The organism is Moritella sp. 36, from assembly GCF_018219415.1.
In the GTDB taxonomy this organism is placed as follows: domain Bacteria; phylum Pseudomonadota; class Gammaproteobacteria; order Enterobacterales; family Moritellaceae; genus Moritella.
In genome coordinates this window covers 899,993-921,039 of record NZ_CP056120.1, presented here as the reverse complement: position 1 = coordinate 921,039, position 21,047 = coordinate 899,993, and the positions used below count along the sequence as shown (strand labels likewise).

Below are 21,047 nucleotides of genomic sequence, written 5' to 3'. Positions count from 1 at the left end.
ACCTAGTTCCCTTTACTGCTAGCGCTGTCTTTTTGCCACCAGCTATCAATGGCTAAACCATACTTAGGTAACTGTGTCGGACGCTGTATTTGCTGCCAATATGCTACGCGGTAACTGCTAATGTGCCATTGTGGGATCACCAAATTTTTCCACAATAAAACCCGATCAAGCGCTTTCGTCGCAGTAATCAAACTGTCACGGTCAGCGGCATTAATTACCTTAGCCACCAACGCATCAACAACCGGATCTTGTAAGCCAATACGATTGAGCGTACCAGGTACATTGGCAAACTCGCTGCCCCACATACTTAGCTGTTCATTACCTGGAGAGAGGCTTTGTGCTTGTATCAAGGTATAGATATCAAAATCAAAATTATTCAATCGATTCACATACTGCGACACATCAACAATACGGATCTCAGAGGCGACACCGATACGTTGTAAATTTTTACGAAATGGCTGAATAATACGTTCAAATGATGGGCTATAAACCAAAAACTCCAAACTTAATTGTTTACCGCTAGCATCCACCATTTTACCTGATTTCAACGTCCAGCCTGCTTGCTTTAACAAGCGAATAGCTTGACGTTGTTGCCTGCGTACACGACCATCGCCTTTGGTTTTATCCAGTGTATACATTTGGGTGAATAACTCTGTAGGTAATTGTGCTTTAAAAGGCGTCAGCAGGGCCAACTCGTCCCCTTCAGGGATACCCCTTGCTGCGAGTTCTGAATTACTAAAAAAACTATCCGAGCGCTTATACGCACCATAAAATAACGTTCTATTTGTCCATTCAAAATCAAACATTAAGCCTAATGCTTTACGTACATTGGGATCTTTAAATTTGTCTTTACGTAAATTAAACCAAAATGCCTGCATACCTTGTGGATTATGATGTTTGATCTCTTCCTTGATAATGTTACCAGAAGTAAATTGCTTACCTTGATAACCCGTAGCCCACTGTTTAGAGATATTCTCAGCTCTAAAATCAACGTCACCGGCTTTAAATGCTTCAAAAGCAATACTGCCATCTTTGTAATAATCAAAAATAATATGTTTAAAGTTATAACGGCCGCGATTTACGGGTAAGTCTTTCGCCCAATAATTATCATTACGTAGATATTCAATACTACGACCCGCATCAAATGCCTTCATCGTATAAGGCCCAGAACCGAGTGGTACATTAAATGTCGCTTTCGCAAAATCTTTACCTTGCCAGTCTTTCTCAGAAAACACAGGTAATTTTGCCAATATTAAGGCTAACTCTTTATTCTTGCTGTCTTTTAAATTAAATTTAATAACGGATTTACTTTCGATTTCAACACTGGTGACGTCTTTGTATTGCGCGCGTAATTGCGGGACACCTTTCTCTATCAATATATCAAAGGTAAATTTCACATCCGCTGCGGTTAACTCAGACCCATCAGAAAATCGAGCCTTGGGGTTTAAATGAAAACGAACCCAACTACGATCTTCTGGCACTTCGATGTATTCAGCCACCAGACCATATAAAGTAAATGCTTCATCGCTGCTTTGCAGCATCAAGGTATCAAATAAATATCCGGTACCACTCCCCGAGACGCCTTTAACAATATAACCATTAAAGTTATCAAAACTGCCCATAGCAGCACGCCGTAACGTACCTTCGCGTGGCGCCGTTAAGTTAACATAATCGAAATGGGTAAAGTCTTTACCGTAAGCAGGCTCGCCATGCATTGCAATTGCAGAGCGTAGAGACGCGATCGTAACAGCGGTAGCGGTTTGAGTCGATAATGAAAAGATAAGAAATAATAATGCAGCACTAAACGATTTATTCATGGCTAGATCCCTTTGCCCGATAAAAGTAGTCATTCAATTTACTTACTAAAATAATAGCATTTAACTGTAACTAACAAGTATATAGATGCGAAAGAGACAAAAATGTTCACCTTATATCCATATTTATTACATTAGGGTTATAACCTACACGTTGTAAATGACACCAAGCTATCCTTGCAGGCGTCGAACATAAAGTGCAAGGTTTTCGCCAGTGAGTGGCTTACTCGCATAAAAACCTTGATAAAAACTGCATTGCTGGCGTTGTAAAAATTCAAGCTGCTGGCGGCTTTCAACCCCTTCAGCAGTCACATTAAAGCCCATGTGTTTTGCCATCGCCAATACGGCTTCCACAATCGCCATATCGGACACGTTATAAGGTATGCCTTGGATAAATGAGCGATCAATTTTCAGCTCATTCGCTGGCAAACGTTTTAAGTAACTTAACGACGAATAACCCACACCAAAATCATCCACGGCAAAGCTCACGCCAATATTTTTCAAATCGGTCATTTTACGGATAGCGTCTTCTGCATGTTCAATAACCACAGACTCGGTGATCTCTAAGTTGAGTTGCATCGGATCCATACCAGTCTCATCCAATACCGTCAATACTGAATCAACAAAGTTATTATCATGAAATTGTCGGGTGCTCACGTTCACAGATAATTGCGGTACATTAACGCCTTGTAATTGCCATTCAACAAATTGACCACACGCAGCCTGTAGTACCCATATACCGATATCAATAATAAGATCGGTTTCCTCGGCAATCGGAATAAATTCGGCAGGAGATATTTGCTGTTTACCGCCTAAATGCCAACGCACTAACGCTTCAACACCAATAATCTCGCCACTTTGCACCATATGTTGTGGTTGGTAATGCAAAAACAATTCATTCTTATCAATCGCACTTTTCAGGCAATTGTAAATATGCAAACGCTTATCTGCTTTACGCTGCATTTTCACATCAAAGAAAGTGACTTTTTTGCGGCCATTTGATTTAGCCTGATACATTGCCGTATCCGCTTGTTTTAACAAATCAGCCGTTTCTTGATCTTTACTTGGAAATAGCGTTACACCAATACTGGCTCCGATATACAAAGCTTGCCCCTTATATAAATAAGGCTGGGAAATGCGCTCGATTAATTGTTCAGCGAATAGATTGGCGTGTTGTTCGGCATGCATTGGATTTTCAGACAAATCAGGTAACAAGATAACAAACTCATCCCCTCCTAAGCGAGAAATTAAATCTTGATCTCGTTGTATTTCTCTTAATCGCTGAGCAACTTCGACTAATATTTCATCTCCAACGGCATGACCTAGCGAATCATTAATGGCTTTAAAATAATCCAAATCAATAAATAATAATGCACCAATAACCTGATTATTGATTGCAGCTTCATAATGCGTATCAATTTTTTGATTAAGTAAGCGACGATTAGCTAATCCTGTTAATGCATCAAAAAAGGCTAAACTGTGGAATTGTAGTTGCGATTGACTCGCCGTTTCGACCGATAATGCACACTGTAATTCGTTTTCCATTAACCGTAAATTACGTTGTACTAAAGTAGCAATAGATTGGCAAAAAGAGGTGATTAACGTTGACGTACTATCGCGAACTTGCAAGCCTTTAAAATTAATTGCACCAATTAATTTATCGCCTTTAAACAAGGGGGAAACCAAATTAACCAAACTAAATTCATTACTATTATCAATTGGTTGGGTGACTATTAAGCCGTTATTAAGTTGTGAGGCCTCAGCGATACTGAATCCTGTATCAAGGTCGAGTATTGATATATGGCGTGGTAATAATAGCATCACGCCAGCAAAAACGTCCGTAAATAAATGGATGTTTACATCGACAATATTTAATGTTTTTTGAGTTTCATTAACAAGGTTATCGACAAATAAAATAAACTCATCGTGACCACTCCAATCTATGACACTTAACTGTAATAACACGTGGTCAAGGTGTGTAGCATCTGCAACAAGCTCATCACGTAAAGTCGTCATATTACATTTATTAATCATAATATTGATATCAGTAATTATTTAATTTTATTGTCAATAGGACTAGGCATAATGCCTAAGCATGAAGTAGAAGACAACGAATTTAACATAAATGCTCATAAATGCTTAATACGTCACACTTTTAAGGGCTTTCAAAAACTAAATTATTAAATGTGATACAGATCACTTTATTTAAACCTGAAAGTCGTATTCTGAAGTTGAACCAATTAAGGGTATTACACAAGGAGATGTCTATGACATTTGAAATAACCAGTAAAGAAATTAAAGTTACGGCTCCTATGCACGAAAAACTTGCGATGAAATATGCGAAGTTAGAACGCTTCAATATTCCAATGATTAATCCGCACGTAACGATTACGAAAGACAAGAATAACGTTAAAAAAATTGAGGCTAGCATTCATCTTCCTCAAGGCCAATTACTCGCAGTTTCTGAAGGAGAAGATCTTTACGCTGCTATTACGATTTTAGGCCAAAAGCTAGAGCGTCAATTAAATAAATACAGCGAGAAACACTCCGCGCACAAAAGCGGTAAAGAGCAGTGTCGCGCAGGTGTAATTAGTGGTGAAGAACTCCCTGTTGAAAAAATTTCTGACGATGAGTTAGAGCTCGCAGAATATTAACACAAAGACCAAAATTTCCTGATTCTCTCTTTATTAGAGGAACAACAAATAAGCGCAGCATAGGACTGCGCTTTTTTATTTCTATAGTTTGCTCCAGACACCTTGACTTTGCCCCGCTAGATAAATAAATTAAACAATCAATTATAAATAAATGTGCACTATTAGGCATATATCCAAATAACCTTATAGAGTACGCACAAGGATCCTATTTCATGGCAGACCTCAACGATATTAGAACTCGCATTACCACGCTTGATAATAATTTATTAAAACTATTATCCGAACGCAGAGAATTAGCCATTGAAGTGGCAAAAAGCAAGCAATCGACGAGTAAACCAGTACGCGATCAAGATCGTGAGCAACAACTACTAGTGCGTTTAATTAATCAAGGTCGTGAACTTGGTCTAGATAGCAATTACATCATGAACATTTACCATACAGTTCTTGAAGATTCAGTACTATTACAGCAAGCTTTTTTACAAGAAATTAAAAATCCAAATGCCGCTGTATCAGTCGCACGCGTTGCTTTTCTAGGTGACAAAGGCTCTTATTCAAACCTCGCGTGTAAAAAATACTTTGCGCGTCAAGATGACCGCTTAGTAGAATTAGGCTTCCCGACATTCCAACAAATCATCACAGCTGTAGAAAAAGGTCAAGCTGACTACGGCATGCTACCTATTGAAAATACCTCTTCAGGCAGCATTAATGATGTTTACGATCTATTGCAACACACAACATTATCGATTATTGGTGAACTAACACAGCCAATTGAACACAGTTTAATCACTACTTGTGATACTGACTTGTCAAAAATTGAAACCATCTATGCCCATCCACAACCGTTTGCGCAGTGTTCATTGTTTTTAAGTGCACACCCACATATTAAAATTGAATTTGTGGACAGCTCATCAGCTGCAATGGCAAAAGTAAAAGAGCTTAACAGCGAAAATGTCGCTGCAATTGGCAGTATTACCGGTGGTGAACTGTACGGTTTACAACCTATTCGCACCGGTTTAGCAAATCAAACTGAAAACTACAGCCGCTTTATTGTTGTGGCACGCAAGCCCGTTGATGTTGCGGTACAAATACCAGCAAAAACCACTTTCACAATGTCTACAGGCCAACAAGCGGGTTGCTTAGTAGAAGCCTTGTTAGTATTACGCGAGCAAAACGTCAATATGACGAAATTAGAATCACGCCCTATCCAAGGTAACCCTTGGGAGGAAATGTTCTATATTGATGTCGCAGCTAATTTACAATCCGAAAAAATGCAAAATGTAATTAAACAACTTACCCGTATTACCAACCAGCTAAAAGTATTAGGCTGTTATCCGAGTGAAGATGTTACCGCTACAGATGTACCTGAAGAACTACTATAGTTTTATAAGTTCATGATTGTAATTTAAAAGGCACATAAAAAAAGAGCATCATCGAGATGCTCTTTTTATTTGCCTTCAAAAAGATTAATTAAACTATTACGTCATTATCTACCCAAAGAACTGGCGGTTATCGTTTGCTTGTAACAATAGGTTGCGGCTTTCTTGCAAGAATTGCGTTGAATAATCACCAAACCAATCTGATACCATTTCGAACGAACGGATGAAGCCCTCTTTATCATTACGCTCTAACATCTCGGCAGCTTGCATGAAACGCTCTGCATAACGGCGGATCATCGCCACATTATTCTCTGACGCTAAAATAATGTCTGCATATAACGTTGGGTCCTGTGCAAACAGACGTCCTACCATAGCTAATTCTAAACGATAAATTGGCGAACTCAGGTCCAGTAATTGCTGTAAATCTGGATTTTCTTCTGCCAAATGTGCGCCATATACAAACGTTGTAAAGTGACGTAAGGCTTGGATCAAAGTCATCGCTTCATCATGTTGCTTCGAATCAACATCATAAATACGCGCGCCCCAGATCTGCATTTGCTCTAACAGCCACTGGTATTGATCTTTACCACGGCCATCACAACACACAATAACTTGCTTCGCCAAATTACCAACATCAGGGCCAAACATCGGATGTAAACCGACAACAGGGCCTTCGTGCGCATTCAGCATCGATTGCAACGGCTTATTCTTGATACTGGTGAGATCAGCCAATACGCAACCTTTGGGTAAACGGCCTAACTTCGCAATAATAGTTTCTGTTAGATTAATGGGTACCGAGACAACCACAAGCCCTGCATTGGCAAATAAAGTGTCAGCATTATCCCAATCACCTTGCTCAAGAATATCAACCTGATAACCAGACAGACGGAACATACGCACAAACAGCATACCCAACTTACCCGCACCACCGATAACCACAATACGTCCCAAATCGGGCTTTACGGTTTTGAAACCTGAGTCTTTTTCAGATGCATACGACTCACGCATAACACGGCGTAATACATCTTCAATCAGATCTCCAGGCACACCTTTTTCTTCCGCTTCTTCACGTCGTTTTTCCAACATAGCGGTTTCACGTTCAGGTACATAAATAGGTAAGCCATGCTCACTTTTTATTTCACCGACTTCAGCCACTAACGCTAATCGTTGCGCTAATAAGTCAACCAACTGCTGGTCAACATCATCTATTTTATCTCTTAACTTACCTAACGGATCTAGTTCCACTGACCATGCACCTCATGACGTCCTTGTCGTACTATTTACTTAGATATGTACGACCTACAGACTATGTTCTTTTAGCTAAACAGCCACTTAATTCAATTGCTGTTTCACGTAATAATGTATCTGTCGTATCCCAGTCGATACATGCATCCGTCACCGAGACACCGTATACCATATCCTCAATCGGTTGTTCTGACGATTGATTACCACCCTTTAAGTGACTTTCAATCATGACACCGATAATCGACTTATTGCCTTCTTGGATCTGGTGAATCACATTTTTAGCCACTAATGGCTGTAATTCGTGGTTTTTATTTGAGTTAGCGTGACTGCAATCAACCATCAAGCTTGGGCGTAAACCCGCTTTGACCATGTCTTGCTCTGCTAATGCAACAGCAACTGAATCATAATTTGGTTGCTTACCACCACGTAAGATCACGTGACCATCAGGATTCCCCTGAGTTTGGAGTAATGCAACTTGACCGTCTTGATTAATACCCATAAAACGATGTGAATGTGACGCAGACTTCATTGCATTAATTGCGGTTGATAAGCTGCCATCAGTACCATTTTTAAAACCAACAGGCATTGAAAGGCCTGAAGCCATTTCACGGTGAGTTTGTGACTCAGTAGTACGTGCACCAATCGCAGACCAAGAAAATAGCTCAGCAAGGTATTGTGGACTAATCGGATCAAGTGCTTCTGTTGCTGTTGGGATCTCCATTTCAGCAAGCGTAATTAATAATTTACGCGCATTGATTAAACCCGTTTCAACATCAAATGAACCATCCATGTGTGGGTCATTAATTGCGCCTTTCCAGCCAACTGTTGTACGTGGTTTTTCAAAGTACACCCGCATCACGATATACAGCTGATCGCCTAATTCGTCATGCAGAGCTTTTAATTTGTGAGCATATTCTAACGCAGCTTTATCATCATGAATTGAGCAAGGACCACACACCACGAGTAAACGTTTATCTTTACCAGCGATAATATTAACAATCGTTTCACGAGCCGTTTGTATATAGCCAAGGGCATGATTCGAAATAGGTAATTTAACTTTTAACTCGGAAGGCGTCATCAATACTTGTTCAGAACAAATATGCACATTATTTAAAGTATCTTTTTCCATTACGTTGCTCATATATCCTATTTATTATATACAAATAACATACCGTAGCAGAATGTGATTGCAAGTAATATTTTTGTATACAAAACGTGATGAAAGCCTACATACTTTCGAATGAAGGCTGTGCTAAGATACAACTCAGAAATTACCGCTATTTCATTAAAGCTAAGATTCCCAAGCAGTCAGGTTTGCAGCAGTCTAGTTTTATAGTATTGACATTATAATCAATATTAATGATAGTGACGTAAGCCCTTACACCGATCAATAATATAATTGTGGAAATAAAATAATGAGTAACCAGTTAGAACAGCTAAGTAAATTAACCACTATTGTTGCAGATACAGGCGATGTGGACGCAATTAAATTATACAAGCCTCAAGATGCGACGACAAATCCATCACTTATCTTAAAAGCAGCTGCATTACCGGCTTATCAACCATTAGTAGCACAAGCAATTGCTTACGCTAAAGAAAATGCAACGCCAGAAACACAAGTAGCGCTTGCATGTGACAAACTTGCTGTATTAATTGGTAAAGAGATCTTAACGACAATTCCAGGTCGTATCTCGACAGAAGTTGACGCGCGTCTTTCTTATGACACTGAAGCAAGTGTGAAACAAGCGTTATTACTGATCGAATTATATAAAGCAGTAGGTATTGAAAAAGAAAACATCCTGATCAAATTAGCGTCGACTTGGGAAGGTATCCGCGCAGCAGAACAACTTGAAGCAATGGGCATCAACTGTAACTTAACGTTACTATTCTCTTTCGCACAAGCGCAAGCATGTGCTGAAGCAGGCGTATTCCTAATCTCTCCTTTCGTTGGCCGTATCATGGATTGGCACAAAGCGAAAACGGGCGAAACATATGAAGGCGCTAACGATCCAGGTGTTATCTCGGTAAGCACTATTTACAACTACTACAAAGCATCGGGTTATAACACGGTTGTTATGGGCGCAAGCTTCCGTAACACAGGTGAGATCCTAGCCCTTGCTGGTTGTGATCGTCTAACAATTGCACCACAGCTATTAGAAGAACTACAAAACTCTTCAGAGCCTGTAACACAAGCTCTATTCTCAGAAGTTGAACAAGTCGCACCAAAAGCGAAACTAACTGAAGCAGCATTCCGTTGGGATCACAGCCAAGATCCAATGGCAGTTGAAAAACTAGCTGAAGGTATTCGTAACTTCGCTATTGATCAAAACAAACTAGAAGCGATGATTGCTGACTTATTCTAATTTGAATACGCTTTTTAATTGCTAACAAAAACGGCCAACGCATTACTCGATAAAGAGTACTACGTTGGCCGTTTTTTATTTAGTCAGTCTAAAAAGTGATTATACTTTTGGCCAAGCTAATGTCTCAGGCTGTGCATAAGCAACTAATGCTTCTTTACATGCAGCAGTCTCAAACTCTTTACCACTGAATTCGTCAGCAACAAAACTAAAGTCTTCACCATCAAGGGTAAACTGTAAGCAATAAGCGTGTAAGTAAGCACGATCGTATTTCCAAGCATCAGCACTTTGATACAGCGGGTCACCGCAAATAGGGCTACCTAGGCTGTTTAATGCAACGCGTAACTGGTGCGTCTTACCTGTGTGTGGTTTTAATACCACTAAACGCTTGCCATCACCGATGCTTTGCGTGAAGAACTGCGTAACAGCAGGGCTAGTTAGCGTTTTAGTTAAACGCCACATGCTGCGACGTGAACGTTCCATATCGCCTTTCACTAAACCTTGTTTTTTCTTTGGCTTGCTATCGATAACACCCAAGTAATATTTTTGGATTTCGTGCAATTCAAATAACTTCGCTAATTTAGCAGCCGCTTCTGATGATTTAGCCAGTAACAACAACCCTGATGTCACTTTGTCTAGACGGTGTACTGGAAAAACTAATCTGCCAATATCCTTTCTGACGATAGAACAAATACCATCAACGCCGTCTTCATCATGAAAACCAATGCCCGCTGCTTTGTTGATAACCAAGAAATCGTTATTCTGAAATAAAATGCTATACATTAAAAAAACCGATGCTGAAAATGAGGCCGAAGTGTACCCTAAATAAGCAATATACCCAAGCTACTTAAAGATGCACAACCAGCAAACCGGATGAAGAGTATATTCAAAGCATCAAATAACTTGGGTATAAAAATCATATCCACCAGCAACTATTGACGTTAAGATAAGTAATAGCGCTAGGATAAGTAACATTAATAAAAGAGGAACTTACTTGTGTCAGAGATCAAAGCTGAAATTGATATTTACTATTGCCGACAGTGTAACTGGATGTTGCGCTCTACCTGGCTTACACAAGAACTCCTGCATACTTTTGGTGAAGAAATAAGTAAAATAAGCTTACACCCGGACACAGGCGGTCGCTTTGAGCTCCATTGCAACCAGCAACTGATTTGGGAACGTAAACAAGACGGCGGTTTCCCCGAAGCCAAAGTATTAAAACAACGAGTTCGTGATATTATCGCCCCAGAACGCGACCTCGGCCACAATGACCGAACGGTAATATAGTCAATGACAACATCAATAGTTTCCCCCCCATTGACTGAACTTGAATTAACAGGGCAAGTAGAAAGTCATGTGATTGAACTACCGTCACAACCTAATCTTATTCACCAGCAAGTATTAGCTGCATTTCAACAGTTACAAGCGCGGGCAAAACACGCTGGATTCAATCTCGATGTAGTATCGAGTTTTCGCTCTTTTGAACAACAACTGCATATTTGGAATAATAAATTTAGTGGCCTAAGACCCATTCTGGATAATGACAGTCAGCCATTAGATCCAACTATACTTAGTGAAGAAGAAAAAGTATTCGCTATATTACGTTGGTCGATGCTACCCGGCGCAAGTCGCCATCATTGGGGTACTGAAATAGATGTGTGTGACTACAGCGCGTTACCTCAGGGTTATCAATTACAACTGGTCCCACAAGAATATGACGAAGGGGGCTATTTAGCGTCGCTTTCTGCTTGGCTAGATGACAATATTGCCGACTGTGGTTTCTATCGCCCCTATCGACAAGATCTCGGCGGCGTATCACGCGAGCCTTGGCATTTAAGTTACTTACCCATAGCAGTAGAAGCACAAAAAGAATACACATTAGCGCTAGTCATCGACACTATCCGCAATGCGGATATTCATGGTAAAACAGCTATTTTAACGAATATAGAACGTATTTATACCCAGTACATAAGTAACGTTTCAGCACCCAATTGATATCGAGCAACAATGCTCAATTACGATTAGATAACGCTCGCATAACAACAGGAGGATTTATGGTTTGGCTCATTATTCTAGTGGCCTTAGGTTTTATTATAGGGTCGATCATGGCGTTAAAATATACCGCAAACATGAAAATGAAGATACCAGAAGAAATTGAACACCAATTTAACAAAAGCTTACACCTTGATGCTGGTGAAAACGCCAAAGCATTGGCGGATGATGAAGACGAGCAGCAAGAATATAACAATGAATACCGTAACGAATACGATAAAAAACCAATGCCAGATAACGACAAGAAAGACACAGACAAATAACATTCAATAACTGCTATGTCACGATTACCTATAACAACATCGTAATAAAAAGGGCCTATGTACTGATACATAGGCCCTTTTTTATTCAATGACTAACACGCAAGGTGTGTAAGTGCGATTATTCAGCCGCTTTCTCGGCACGTAATACATCTGCCGCGTCTTTCAAACTAATAAATAATTGGCTCATCACTTCAGCTGACAAAGGTTGCTTATCGTCACCAAAGAAAGCAATTGAAGTATGCCCATTAATTTCACCGACTTGAATGCGGTAATCATCTTCCGCTAATGTCACGCGTGTGATCTTATTGTCAATCCAATAATCATCAGTTTGTTCGTCAAAGCTTATTAACATCGTGGCTGCCAGTTTATCTTCATCTTCAACCGTCATCCCTACTTTGTTTAATACCATTGGTAATAATTTCCAAGCATCATCAAACGGAATATTCAATGTAATAACAGGGTGTTTCTGATCAACAAAATCAATTTTAAGTTTCGATGCTTTTTGTTGTTCAGTTTCTTTGTTTTTACCCTCAATACGGTCAATTTCGTAATAGATATTAAGTAGGTTTAACATTTGAACAGCAAAACGACGGCTATCGCCTTTACTTAATACATTATCAACCTTAGTTCCATCTAAACGTTCTTCATGGTCAATCAAGTCCACTTGCAGACCCACAGTACGTTTATTTACTCCCGTTAATAGCGTGAACTTATAACGTTGCTTTAATTCGTATTCAGATACTTCTCTAAATTCATCAAAAGTATCGTAGTTAATTAACCAATCCGTTTCTAGTGTATGATTCACGTCATCGAGTTTAGCAATAGCGACTTTTTTATCGGCTAAGAAATTCGCTAACAATGTCCAGACCTGCGCAGAAATATCATCTTGTGAACTACGGCTATTAAACCAAACCGTGACATTATCACTGCCTTCTTGAACACGTACTAATGGTGATAACGCCAATATTTGTACCGGAGAACGTACATCAACAGCCTTACCCATAGGGTAATCTTCAGTCCCTTCGGCTAATTCAGGCACATCAAAACGCTGTGTATACAAAGGCGTATCAAGTCCGTCTGCAATCACTAACTCTGGTTTGACTGTTTGATTTAAATATTCAAATTCTTGATTTGCTTGACGTCTTGTATCTGTTCCTGAACAAGCACTGACTAAAATAGCACACGCGATAACGCTATAACGCTTCGCGATAGTCAAGCGGTGACCTGTTGATGACATAGTCATAGTATTAATATTCCCTAATTCAAAAATTTATGCGTCCACTGCAAGCGCGAGTGCCGCACTCACTTGAGCATGATATTGCTGATCTAATTCAATTAATGGCAACCGTAAATTAGCCGTTGTCGTCAAAGATAACTGTTTGCACGCCCATTTTACCGGGATAGGGTTAGCTTCGACAAATAAATCTTGGTGTAAACGCATTAATTTATTATTAATTTCAGTCGCTTCTTCGCGCAGTCCCGCTAATGCAAACCCGCACATACGGCTCATGGCATCCGCAGCCACATTACTGGTAACAGAAATAACCCCGTTACCACCTTGCAACATAAACTCACAGCCCGTTGCATCATCCCCACTATATAGTAAAAAATCATCCGGTAGGAAAGGCTTAAGCTGAGTCAAACGCATTAAATCACCGGTAGCATCTTTGATACCTATAATAGCATTAAGTTCCGCTAATCTAATCACGATCTCATCACTAATGTCACAACCTGTACGACTCGGTACATTATACAAAATCTGAGGTAAATCACAGGCTTCTGTTATCGCTTTGTAATGCTGGTATAAGCCTTCTTGGGTTGGCTTATTATAATAAGGCGTGACACAAAGTCCGGCAGTGACGCCTAGTTTGTGTAATTCTTGACTTAATGTAATGGCGTTTCGGGTACTGTTTGACCCTGAACCAGCAATAATAGCGATACGACCTTGCGCCATGTCCAGTACTTCTTTAACCACGGAAAGGTGCTCATCCTGGGTAAATGTGCACGACTCGCCAGTGGTACCTAACACTGCAAGCGCTGAAGTATTGCTCTGGATATGATATTCAACTAAACCTTGTAAAGAGCAAAGATCGACGTCTCCGTTGTCGAGCATAGGAGTAATAAGTGCGACGATATTACCTGTTAACATATTGGCCTTGTGATAACTAACTATAAAACACGTGGCATAGTAATAGTACCAGTCGGTTGTCGCAAGCATATTTTGGCTATATGCCTGACAACATCAATATGCTGGTTGATAAGCTTACGGATTGTTGCATCTTGAAGTTGCTTGGGTATATCATGCTCTACTTGTTTACTTTAATTTATCAGGAAGAAAATGACGCAAAATTTAGTTATCACCGCCCTTGGCAGCAACAGTCCCGGTATCGTACATAAACTGATTGGACACGTAAGTAATTGCGGCTGTAATATCGTTGATAGCAAATTGGCTATTTTTGGTAATGAATTTACCTTAATGATGCTTCTGTCTGGCGAATGGAATGCTATGATCCAACTTGAATCAAGCTTGCCATTAAAGAGCCAAGAACTCGATTTAATCACCATGATGAAACGCACCGAGCATCACGAACCGATTAGTTACGCTCATACCATTGAGGTAGAAGTGACAATCCCTGATTCAACAGGTCTTATCGAACAGTTCACCTTATTCTTTACCAAGAATAATCTTAATTTAGCGGGATTACGCTCAGAAGTATTAAGCAGTGATAAAAGTTTGGACGTGTTAAAAGCTAATTTCACTTTAAATACTACACATGGCTGCGATCTTGTACAATTAGAAGCCGAACTTGCAAGTCTGTGCCTGTATTTAGATGCCGATTATCAATTCATTGTTGAAAGTAAAACAACAACATCTTAAACAAAAAACGCGGTTAATCGCCAATATACTAACCGCGCCTAATCTTATTATCTCAGACGGTACAACATATTAATTCATCGATGATGACAAGTTTAGATTCACGTCCCTTACTTCCAACTTCTTACGATTTTTACGTCTCAATATATACGGCATTAAGAACATATATATCCCGGTTATCCACAGCATCAGTAAAATCACTGCAGCAGGTAAAAATAGCCATAATTTGGCATGTTCATGAAAAAATGAACCATCGTGTAACGATTCAATTAAATCTGAACGTCGATATTCCACTTGCAATATCTTACCGCTGATATTATCAATTTGGATTTCAACTTTGTTTTTAGCCTTTACTTTCACAATCCCTTTAGAAGGCCTAACATCCATACGACTTACGTTTTTCCAACTCTGAATTTCGGCCTCAGGTACTGTGCTAGCGATATCTAATATTTGTTGAAAAGATAATTGCGGCACTTTGCCTTCCCCTTTCATGCTCGCGGGTTGAACCCAAGTGAATTCTTTTTTTACTTGCAGTAATAATCCACTAATCAGCACAACCAATATAGGCAGCGCGATAATTGCCGCTCCCCAATAGTGCGTTTTACGGTTGACCCGCTTCCAATTTACTTTTTTCATCATACTTCCTTGTCATCGAATCTAGGCCAAAAATGCCAAACAACAAGAAGTGTAATGATAAGCATTGCTATTTGCAACTGTAAGATAGGTATTATGAAAGACCAGTAGATACCACAACTAAAATAGATAAATCTACACAATTCGAACCTACCAAAACAAACAACTACCAAGTCCAGTTTAAATGTGAATATAAACTAATACATACTCTCAATACGAAATTTAGGCCTGCTTATTTTATCCACCAAAAAACTATTTCTTAAACCAGCCTAACCTTTAACTCCCAATTTATTATTCGTACGGCTAAAAATATTCAAAATATTCAAAATATGTGCAAGTTCCTCTTCATTAAGCGAGGAATCATAAACATAAAAATTCAGACTATGCTAATAGGTTGAAACCTTTACTCTCACACTTCTGTATGCTTCCGCGGCATCTAAAGTGAGATATGCCCAGCCTTTACTGGCATGCACTGTAATTTTTTCACGATTACCACTATTGGTTGAGAATTGTTGATAGCTATCTTTTGATGCCCAAGTAACGCCACTATAATAAAGATTTACATCACCTTCACCACCTTCAGTACTAAAAAACAACGTCGAATCATCTTCGACATAGTAAGCAAAGTACTCAGTATCTTCAGAGGTAACACAAACTGCTTGACCTGCCGTTAACGTGCCGTCAGCATCTTCGCTAGCGCTACAGGTGTTATTCGGTAACTGAGGTGCGATATTACTAACCAATAGTTTTATGTGGGAAAAATCGACTTCTCCTTTGACCGTCAAGTATACCCAACCCGCAGACACATCCGCTCTGATCAGCTCATAATTCCCTTGCTGTACTGACGATAAAGTATAATTGGTATCAGTTGCCCATGAGCTGTCATTAAAATAAAGATCAGCATTACCACTGCCACCCTGCGTAGACAAATACAGGGTGCCAGCTTCTTCTACATAAAAGTAATAATAAGCTAAATCAGTACCAGACAGACCACAGATAGGTGTATTAAGACTTAAAGCACCATTCGCTTGTTCAGGAGTAATACACGCGCCTATGCTATTACCACCATTATTGTTATTACCACCGCTATTACTATTGCCAACTTCCGTCAACCAATAACTAAAATCTGAATTATAAATGTCACCAATAGATAACATATAACTGGCGTAGTTACTGAAGTTACCTTGCCGTAATTCATTCAAAATATTGTTAACTTCCGCAGCATGTTTTTCAAACATATAACGAACGGCTAGATAACCACCACGGTAAACTCTTTCCTGACCACTGTTGTAATCATTCATAAATAATTCATTTAATTGATAATTATTGTTCTTACCAACTTCAATTGCATCACTATTATCATCACCGTGTGATATGTACTCCGCAAGGCCTTCAATCCACCAGATAGTCGATTCTTTTGTTGAGTCGTTAAAATCACCTTTAATATTGTAGCGCCCATCAAGATAATGAACATACTCATGCTTAAGGTTCCAAACTTCAAAGCGCTCAGTGATCCAATCCGCTTCATAGGCAATAAAACGTGCTTGATTATTAGCAGCAGAAGGGTCACCCTCCAGATACATGCCACCGTTATCAGTACTAATACCAAAAATAGTACCCGCGTACTGTTTATAATTAGCAGAATCATTAAAGATCACGACTTCCAGAGTCGAATTATGATCATCCGTCACTGGTTGATAACCCGTATTAAGTTTTGCGTGGAAGTAAATCTCTTCCTTCGCCATTTGTTCACACGATTGCTCCAACTCACTCTGAATCATAGACTGAGCACGGATCTGAACTGTCGGACTACATGTATAACTTATAGGAAGGACTTCTTGCTCTAATTGTTTTTCATAACCACAGATATTGTATTCTTCACAATTACTGTAATAGTCCACCATTTCTGCAGCTGCTAACCAGATACCGGTTCCCCGACCACTCATACTATAATCACGAAGTAATTCAAGTAAGTAAGGTTTTACCTTATTTTGTACTGAAGGCGCATAGTTAAGCATACGCCCCAGCTCTTTCGCTGCATTGTTGATTAAATACTCATTATCTGTACCGATAAGATAATCCTGCTTATCAATAAACACTTTGAGGGCATCAACAATACTATTATCTTTTGCAAGATGTTCAGAAAAATCATCTGCCCATTGGCCTCGCCATAGGATAGTAAATACCGAGTTAACCGACGCACTCATATTGCGTGAATCATTCCAGCTATTATCAAAACGTGCCAGCATATCTTTCACAATATAAATAAAATCGGCATTGTGACCAGAACTATCCACCAACGTTAATACTTCAGAAAGCACTCTGCCGTGTTCATCTGTTACATCAATAAAATGTTCATTTTTGAAAAATTCATCTAATGCGTTCAAAGACGACTGCTTCATCTCATCGGAGTAATCACCGACAGCATCTCGTTGATAATATTGAACGTAGTAACCGGCCCTTAAGAACATCACTAAATTAAGAATGTTATTATCGTTATTGCCCTTGTAACAGCTACTCGCTGAACGGAAAGAATTCATAATTGTGAGCATATTATTTTCATTAAAAATATTGGCTGCATCGGAGTCAGTTACAGAAAATTGTTTATTAATACAGTCGCTGGAAATCCCAGTCACGTAATCGCTCAAACTCCTGCCTGTTCGGCTGCTAAATTCAGTTACGGAACAACTTTCATTAATATTTGGTATTGCTGCATCCGACAACATAGTAAACCGCTTTAGGCGAGGATAGGTTGTCAGCTCAGGTAATGTCATTGGGGGACGTTCGGTTACATTCTGCATCTGTGACAACGGTGGATGCTGAGTATTGACTATAGATAATTGGCTTTTTGATGCTATACCGCCTGCCTGAGCAAATCCGATAGCCATCAAACCTACAACAATTAACAAGAAATATTTTTTCATTACAAACTCCATTTACAATGCTGTTAATTAAAAATAAAAAACCTTATAAATACAAAGCCTTATTATTAATACATTGTTATTTAGTGATGCGGTAGCGGTAAAATGCATCTCATAAAGAGCTCATACCACTTTGGAGGTGCAATTGGATTGGATTGGATTGGATTGGATTGGATTGGATTGGATTTTATAATTTTTTAGTTCATGAAACCTAACAAGTAGTTACATTACAAATAGAGTATGTTTTAAACACATAGTTATAGATCTAAACATTGAAGCTCCCCTACCTCGCTTCGCGCCCGACAAGTCGGGGAAGGAAGGGGATTCTTGTCGTCAACGGCTTAAGCATTGCAATATTAAATTGCGTTAGTCTTCCAAAACCTCTTACAAAGCGTTTAACGTGTCGGTACTACCTACCGCCACAAATGACTTAAGCGGCTAGCCTTAACCCTTCTCTGTGGATATTGATAGCCGCATTTTCGTCCCTGTCGTGTACTGCTCCGCACTTGCAAGTCCAATTTCTAATCTTTAAAGACCACTTGCCAGAATGCAGCAACCCGCACTCATTGCACATTTTACTTGACGGAAACCACTGGCTAATAGCTGATACTTTACGCCCGTACCAATCCGCTTTATATTCTAATTGTCTTACTATTTCACCGAAATTAGCATCGTGGATATGTTTAGATAGCTTACGGTTCTTAACCATATTTTTGACCTTCAACGACTCGATGCCTATCACTTGGTTTTCGTTTATAAGTGTCGACGTCATTTTATGGGTAAAGTCTTTACGGCAATTGGCTATCTTTTCGTGAATCTTAGCAAGGGCCAATTTTTGTTTATTGAAGTTATTAGAGCCTTTCTTCTTTTTGGCTAATTTGCGTGATGCCTTGGCGAGTTTCTTCGCGTATTTATTGGTTAATCGTGGGTTATTGAACTTTGTTCCATCCGAACAAATCGCTAAGTCTTTAATACCGACATCAACACCGACGGTCTTGTTCACGACTGGTAGCTGCTTAACATCTTCTTTTACAAGCATTGATACAAAATATTTACCTGATTTTGTCTTCGATACCGTTAATGAACTGGGTGTGCCAGTAAATGTACGTGACCATTTAATCTTTAATGCTTGCTTCATCTTGGCGAGTGTTAACGATTGCTTGTCCGCGCTCCATTTGAAGCCGTTACTCATATAGCTAGCAGATTGATTACCGTGTTTATGTTTAAACTTAGGGTAACCAAAACCTGATTTAAAAAATGACTTAAAGCCTTTATCGAGATGCTTTAGTGATTGTTGCAATGGCACGCTAGAAACATCTTTCAGCCATATAAAATCGGGATTCTTTTTTAGTTGAGTGAGGTTTTTACTCCAATCGTTATAATTGGTTTTATTACCCAATTCGTATTGCGCTTTAGAGAAGCCAAGCGCTGAATTGTAAGCGAAACGAACACAACCAAATGTATGAGCAAGTATTGTTACCTGCTCATTGTTTGGGTAGAACCTGTATTTATACGCAATAAGTTTCAATTTTCAGCACCTTACATAACTGTATTTATATACAGCACTAAGTTCTAAACGTAGACTCTATGTGAACATATGTCAATATTAATAACAAAACAAAGTGCTTATTGCTACGCAATAATGACTTACATCACCGCCCTAAAGGACAGTGTTTTTCGTCAAAGGTGATAAATATAATCTAAAACTTCACGCTTCTTAGGCCCCTGAATACGCCACTGCATCGCAAGACTGTCTGGGGATAATGCAAACGAGGCATCGTAATTATCAGCCGCGCATTGATGTGACTGACGCGTGACTAATTCTCCTTGGCCATTTTCAATAATATCAAACAAAAATACCGGTTTATCCCAGCCAAATCGTAAATGGGTTAAGCGAATATAGTCGCCCTCGAATTGCCACAAATATTGATTGTGCATGGGTACTTTACGATCGGCTGATACGTAATAATCGCCACGCTCGATAGTTTCAACAATAGCACCCGATTCAGGCTTGCTAGGTTCTGTTTCACCACTACTGCGGCGTTTAATTAAGCCCTGCCCTTCACCTTGCCAACCCGTAACGGATTCATTGTCAGCGTTAACTTTAAAACTAAACCGGTTCAAACGATTAAGCAGAGTCCACAATTGCGTCAATGTTTGCACTGTTACCTCATTAAATAATATTTATCACTGTTTTATTAATACGCTAATGTCGATTGCCAATAGCCCCTTGTCGAGATGCAAAAACTCCCGCACAATAGCCACATACGATTTATTAATAGTTAGGACTCATATTCATGCAAACTTTAAAGTCTGGTGATAAAGCACCATCGTTTACTCTGATCAACCAACATAATGAAAGCATTTCTCTTGATTCATTCGCAGGCAAAAAAGTCCTAGCTTATTTCTATCCAAAAGCAATGACACCGGGTTGTACAACACAAGCGCAAAAGATACGTGATCATATCACAGCATTAACGGCGTTAAATGTAGAAGTCGTTGGCATTAGTCCAGATGAAGTGGTTCGCCTAACTAAATTCAGTGTTCGTGATGAATTAAACTTTAGTCTACTTTCAGATCCAGACCATGCAGTCGCAGACGAGTTCGGCATCTGGGGCCTGAAAAAGTTCATGGGTAAAGAATTTGATGGTATTCACCGTCTGTCTTTCTTAATCGATGAACAAGGTGTTATTGAACATGTATTCACTTCAGCATCGCTAAAAGCTGTGCCATTAGAAGGTGACTACAGCAAATTTAAGACTAAAGACCATCACCAAGTAGTATTGGATTATTTAGCCGCTAAATAATCGGTTAATGACATGCCTACCATTTGTAGAACTATAAAAGACCTCCT

19 protein-coding genes are annotated in these 21,047 nt (G+C 39.4%); 8 read left to right on the top strand and 11 right to left on the bottom strand.

The window, feature by feature from the left end; translation table 11 throughout:
- Positions 1-2: 2 nt before the first annotated feature.
- Both HWV03_RS04250 and HWV03_RS04245 read right to left on the bottom strand, forming a co-directional pair.
- Positions 3-1,817 (bottom strand): extracellular solute-binding protein, encoded by a 1,815-nt coding sequence (locus HWV03_RS04250; protein WP_211678601.1) that lies wholly within the window; start codon positions 1,815-1,817, stop codon positions 3-5.
- A gap of 168 nt (positions 1,818-1,985) precedes the next feature.
- Positions 1,986-3,830 (bottom strand): putative bifunctional diguanylate cyclase/phosphodiesterase, encoded by a 1,845-nt coding sequence (locus tag HWV03_RS04245; RefSeq protein ID WP_255547061.1) that lies wholly within the window; start codon positions 3,828-3,830, stop codon positions 1,986-1,988.
- Between the two features lie 251 nt (positions 3,831-4,081).
- Here HWV03_RS04245 and hpf point away from each other — a divergent pair, with 251 nt between their 5' ends.
- A complete protein-coding gene (gene hpf / locus HWV03_RS04240) occupies positions 4,082-4,468 on the top strand; it encodes a ribosome hibernation-promoting factor, HPF/YfiA family (RefSeq protein WP_211678599.1) in 387 nt (128 codons plus the stop codon).
- 212 nt (positions 4,469-4,680) lie between these two features.
- The gene (locus tag HWV03_RS04235) at positions 4,681-5,847 is read left to right on the top strand and encodes a chorismate mutase (protein WP_211678598.1); all 1,167 of its coding nucleotides are present in this window, start codon (positions 4,681-4,683) and stop codon (positions 5,845-5,847) included.
- A gap of 108 nt (positions 5,848-5,955) precedes the next feature.
- Here the strand turns inward: HWV03_RS04235 and tyrA are convergent, their stop codons facing one another.
- Both tyrA and HWV03_RS04225 read right to left on the bottom strand, forming a co-directional pair.
- Positions 5,956-7,089, bottom strand: a complete 1,134-nt coding sequence (gene tyrA, locus HWV03_RS04230; RefSeq protein ID WP_211678597.1) for a bifunctional chorismate mutase/prephenate dehydrogenase — start codon at positions 7,087-7,089, stop codon at positions 5,956-5,958.
- Positions 7,090-7,150: 61 nt separating this feature from the next.
- Positions 7,151-8,218 carry a 3-deoxy-7-phosphoheptulonate synthase gene (locus HWV03_RS04225; RefSeq protein WP_211674220.1) on the bottom strand — a complete coding sequence of 356 codons (1,068 nt, stop codon included), beginning with the start codon at positions 8,216-8,218 and terminating at the stop codon, positions 7,151-7,153.
- Between the two features lie 286 nt (positions 8,219-8,504).
- Between HWV03_RS04225 and tal the strand changes: the two genes are divergently transcribed.
- A complete protein-coding gene (gene tal, locus HWV03_RS04220; protein ID WP_211678596.1) occupies positions 8,505-9,452 on the top strand; it encodes a transaldolase in 948 nt (315 codons plus the stop codon).
- Between the two features lie 99 nt (positions 9,453-9,551).
- On the opposite strand, the gene HWV03_RS04215 is transcribed toward tal, so the two are convergent.
- Positions 9,552-10,232, bottom strand: a complete 681-nt coding sequence (locus HWV03_RS04215; RefSeq protein WP_067039690.1) for a TIGR01621 family pseudouridine synthase — start codon at positions 10,230-10,232, stop codon at positions 9,552-9,554.
- Positions 10,233-10,445: 213 nt separating this feature from the next.
- Here HWV03_RS04215 and HWV03_RS04210 point away from each other — a divergent pair, with 213 nt between their 5' ends.
- The 3 genes from HWV03_RS04210 to HWV03_RS04200 are packed head-to-tail and all read left to right on the top strand — an operon-like array spanning position 10,446 to position 11,764.
- Positions 10,446-10,736 carry a SelT/SelW/SelH family protein gene (locus HWV03_RS04210; protein ID WP_211678595.1) on the top strand — a complete coding sequence of 97 codons (291 nt, stop codon included), beginning with the start codon at positions 10,446-10,448 and terminating at the stop codon, positions 10,734-10,736.
- A gap of 3 nt (positions 10,737-10,739) precedes the next feature.
- Positions 10,740-11,444: a M15 family metallopeptidase gene (locus HWV03_RS04205; RefSeq protein ID WP_211678594.1), complete on the top strand. Its 705-nt coding sequence runs from the start codon at positions 10,740-10,742 to the stop codon at positions 11,442-11,444.
- Between the two features lie 59 nt (positions 11,445-11,503).
- Positions 11,504-11,764: a DUF2897 family protein gene (locus HWV03_RS04200; RefSeq protein WP_211678593.1), complete on the top strand. Its 261-nt coding sequence runs from the start codon at positions 11,504-11,506 to the stop codon at positions 11,762-11,764.
- A 118-nt stretch (positions 11,765-11,882) separates the two neighbouring features.
- On the opposite strand, the gene bamC is transcribed toward HWV03_RS04200, so the two are convergent.
- Both bamC and dapA read right to left on the bottom strand, forming a co-directional pair.
- On the bottom strand, positions 11,883-13,007 hold the full coding sequence (gene bamC / locus HWV03_RS04195; RefSeq protein ID WP_211678592.1) for an outer membrane protein assembly factor BamC: 1,125 nt from the start codon (positions 13,005-13,007) through the stop codon (positions 11,883-11,885).
- 27 nt (positions 13,008-13,034) lie between these two features.
- Positions 13,035-13,913: a 4-hydroxy-tetrahydrodipicolinate synthase gene (dapA, locus tag HWV03_RS04190; RefSeq protein ID WP_211678591.1), complete on the bottom strand. Its 879-nt coding sequence runs from the start codon at positions 13,911-13,913 to the stop codon at positions 13,035-13,037.
- Positions 13,914-14,102: 189 nt separating this feature from the next.
- Between dapA and HWV03_RS04185 the strand changes: the two genes are divergently transcribed.
- Positions 14,103-14,642 carry a glycine cleavage system protein R gene (locus tag HWV03_RS04185; protein ID WP_211678590.1) on the top strand — a complete coding sequence of 180 codons (540 nt, stop codon included), beginning with the start codon at positions 14,103-14,105 and terminating at the stop codon, positions 14,640-14,642.
- Between the two features lie 69 nt (positions 14,643-14,711).
- Here HWV03_RS04185 and HWV03_RS04180 read toward each other — a convergent pair whose 3' ends face one another.
- From HWV03_RS04180 to HWV03_RS04165, 4 genes are all read right to left on the bottom strand, one after another.
- Positions 14,712-15,275 (bottom strand): PepSY domain-containing protein, encoded by a 564-nt coding sequence (locus HWV03_RS04180; protein ID WP_211678589.1) that lies wholly within the window; start codon positions 15,273-15,275, stop codon positions 14,712-14,714.
- 383 nt (positions 15,276-15,658) lie between these two features.
- Complete coding sequence (locus tag HWV03_RS04175; RefSeq protein ID WP_211678588.1) at positions 15,659-18,196, bottom strand: M9 family metallopeptidase; 2,538 nt, start codon at positions 18,194-18,196, stop codon at positions 15,659-15,661.
- A gap of 427 nt (positions 18,197-18,623) precedes the next feature.
- Positions 18,624-19,721 carry an RNA-guided endonuclease TnpB family protein gene (locus tag HWV03_RS04170; protein ID WP_211676069.1) on the bottom strand — a complete coding sequence of 366 codons (1,098 nt, stop codon included), beginning with the start codon at positions 19,719-19,721 and terminating at the stop codon, positions 18,624-18,626.
- A gap of 152 nt (positions 19,722-19,873) precedes the next feature.
- Positions 19,874-20,356, bottom strand: coding sequence for a DUF6314 family protein (locus tag HWV03_RS04165; RefSeq protein ID WP_211678587.1), 483 nt, complete (start codon positions 20,354-20,356; stop codon positions 19,874-19,876).
- A 134-nt stretch (positions 20,357-20,490) separates the two neighbouring features.
- Here HWV03_RS04165 and bcp point away from each other — a divergent pair, with 134 nt between their 5' ends.
- Positions 20,491-21,000 carry a thioredoxin-dependent thiol peroxidase gene (bcp, locus tag HWV03_RS04160; RefSeq protein WP_211674209.1) on the top strand — a complete coding sequence of 170 codons (510 nt, stop codon included), beginning with the start codon at positions 20,491-20,493 and terminating at the stop codon, positions 20,998-21,000.
- Positions 21,001-21,047 lie beyond the last annotated feature (47 nt).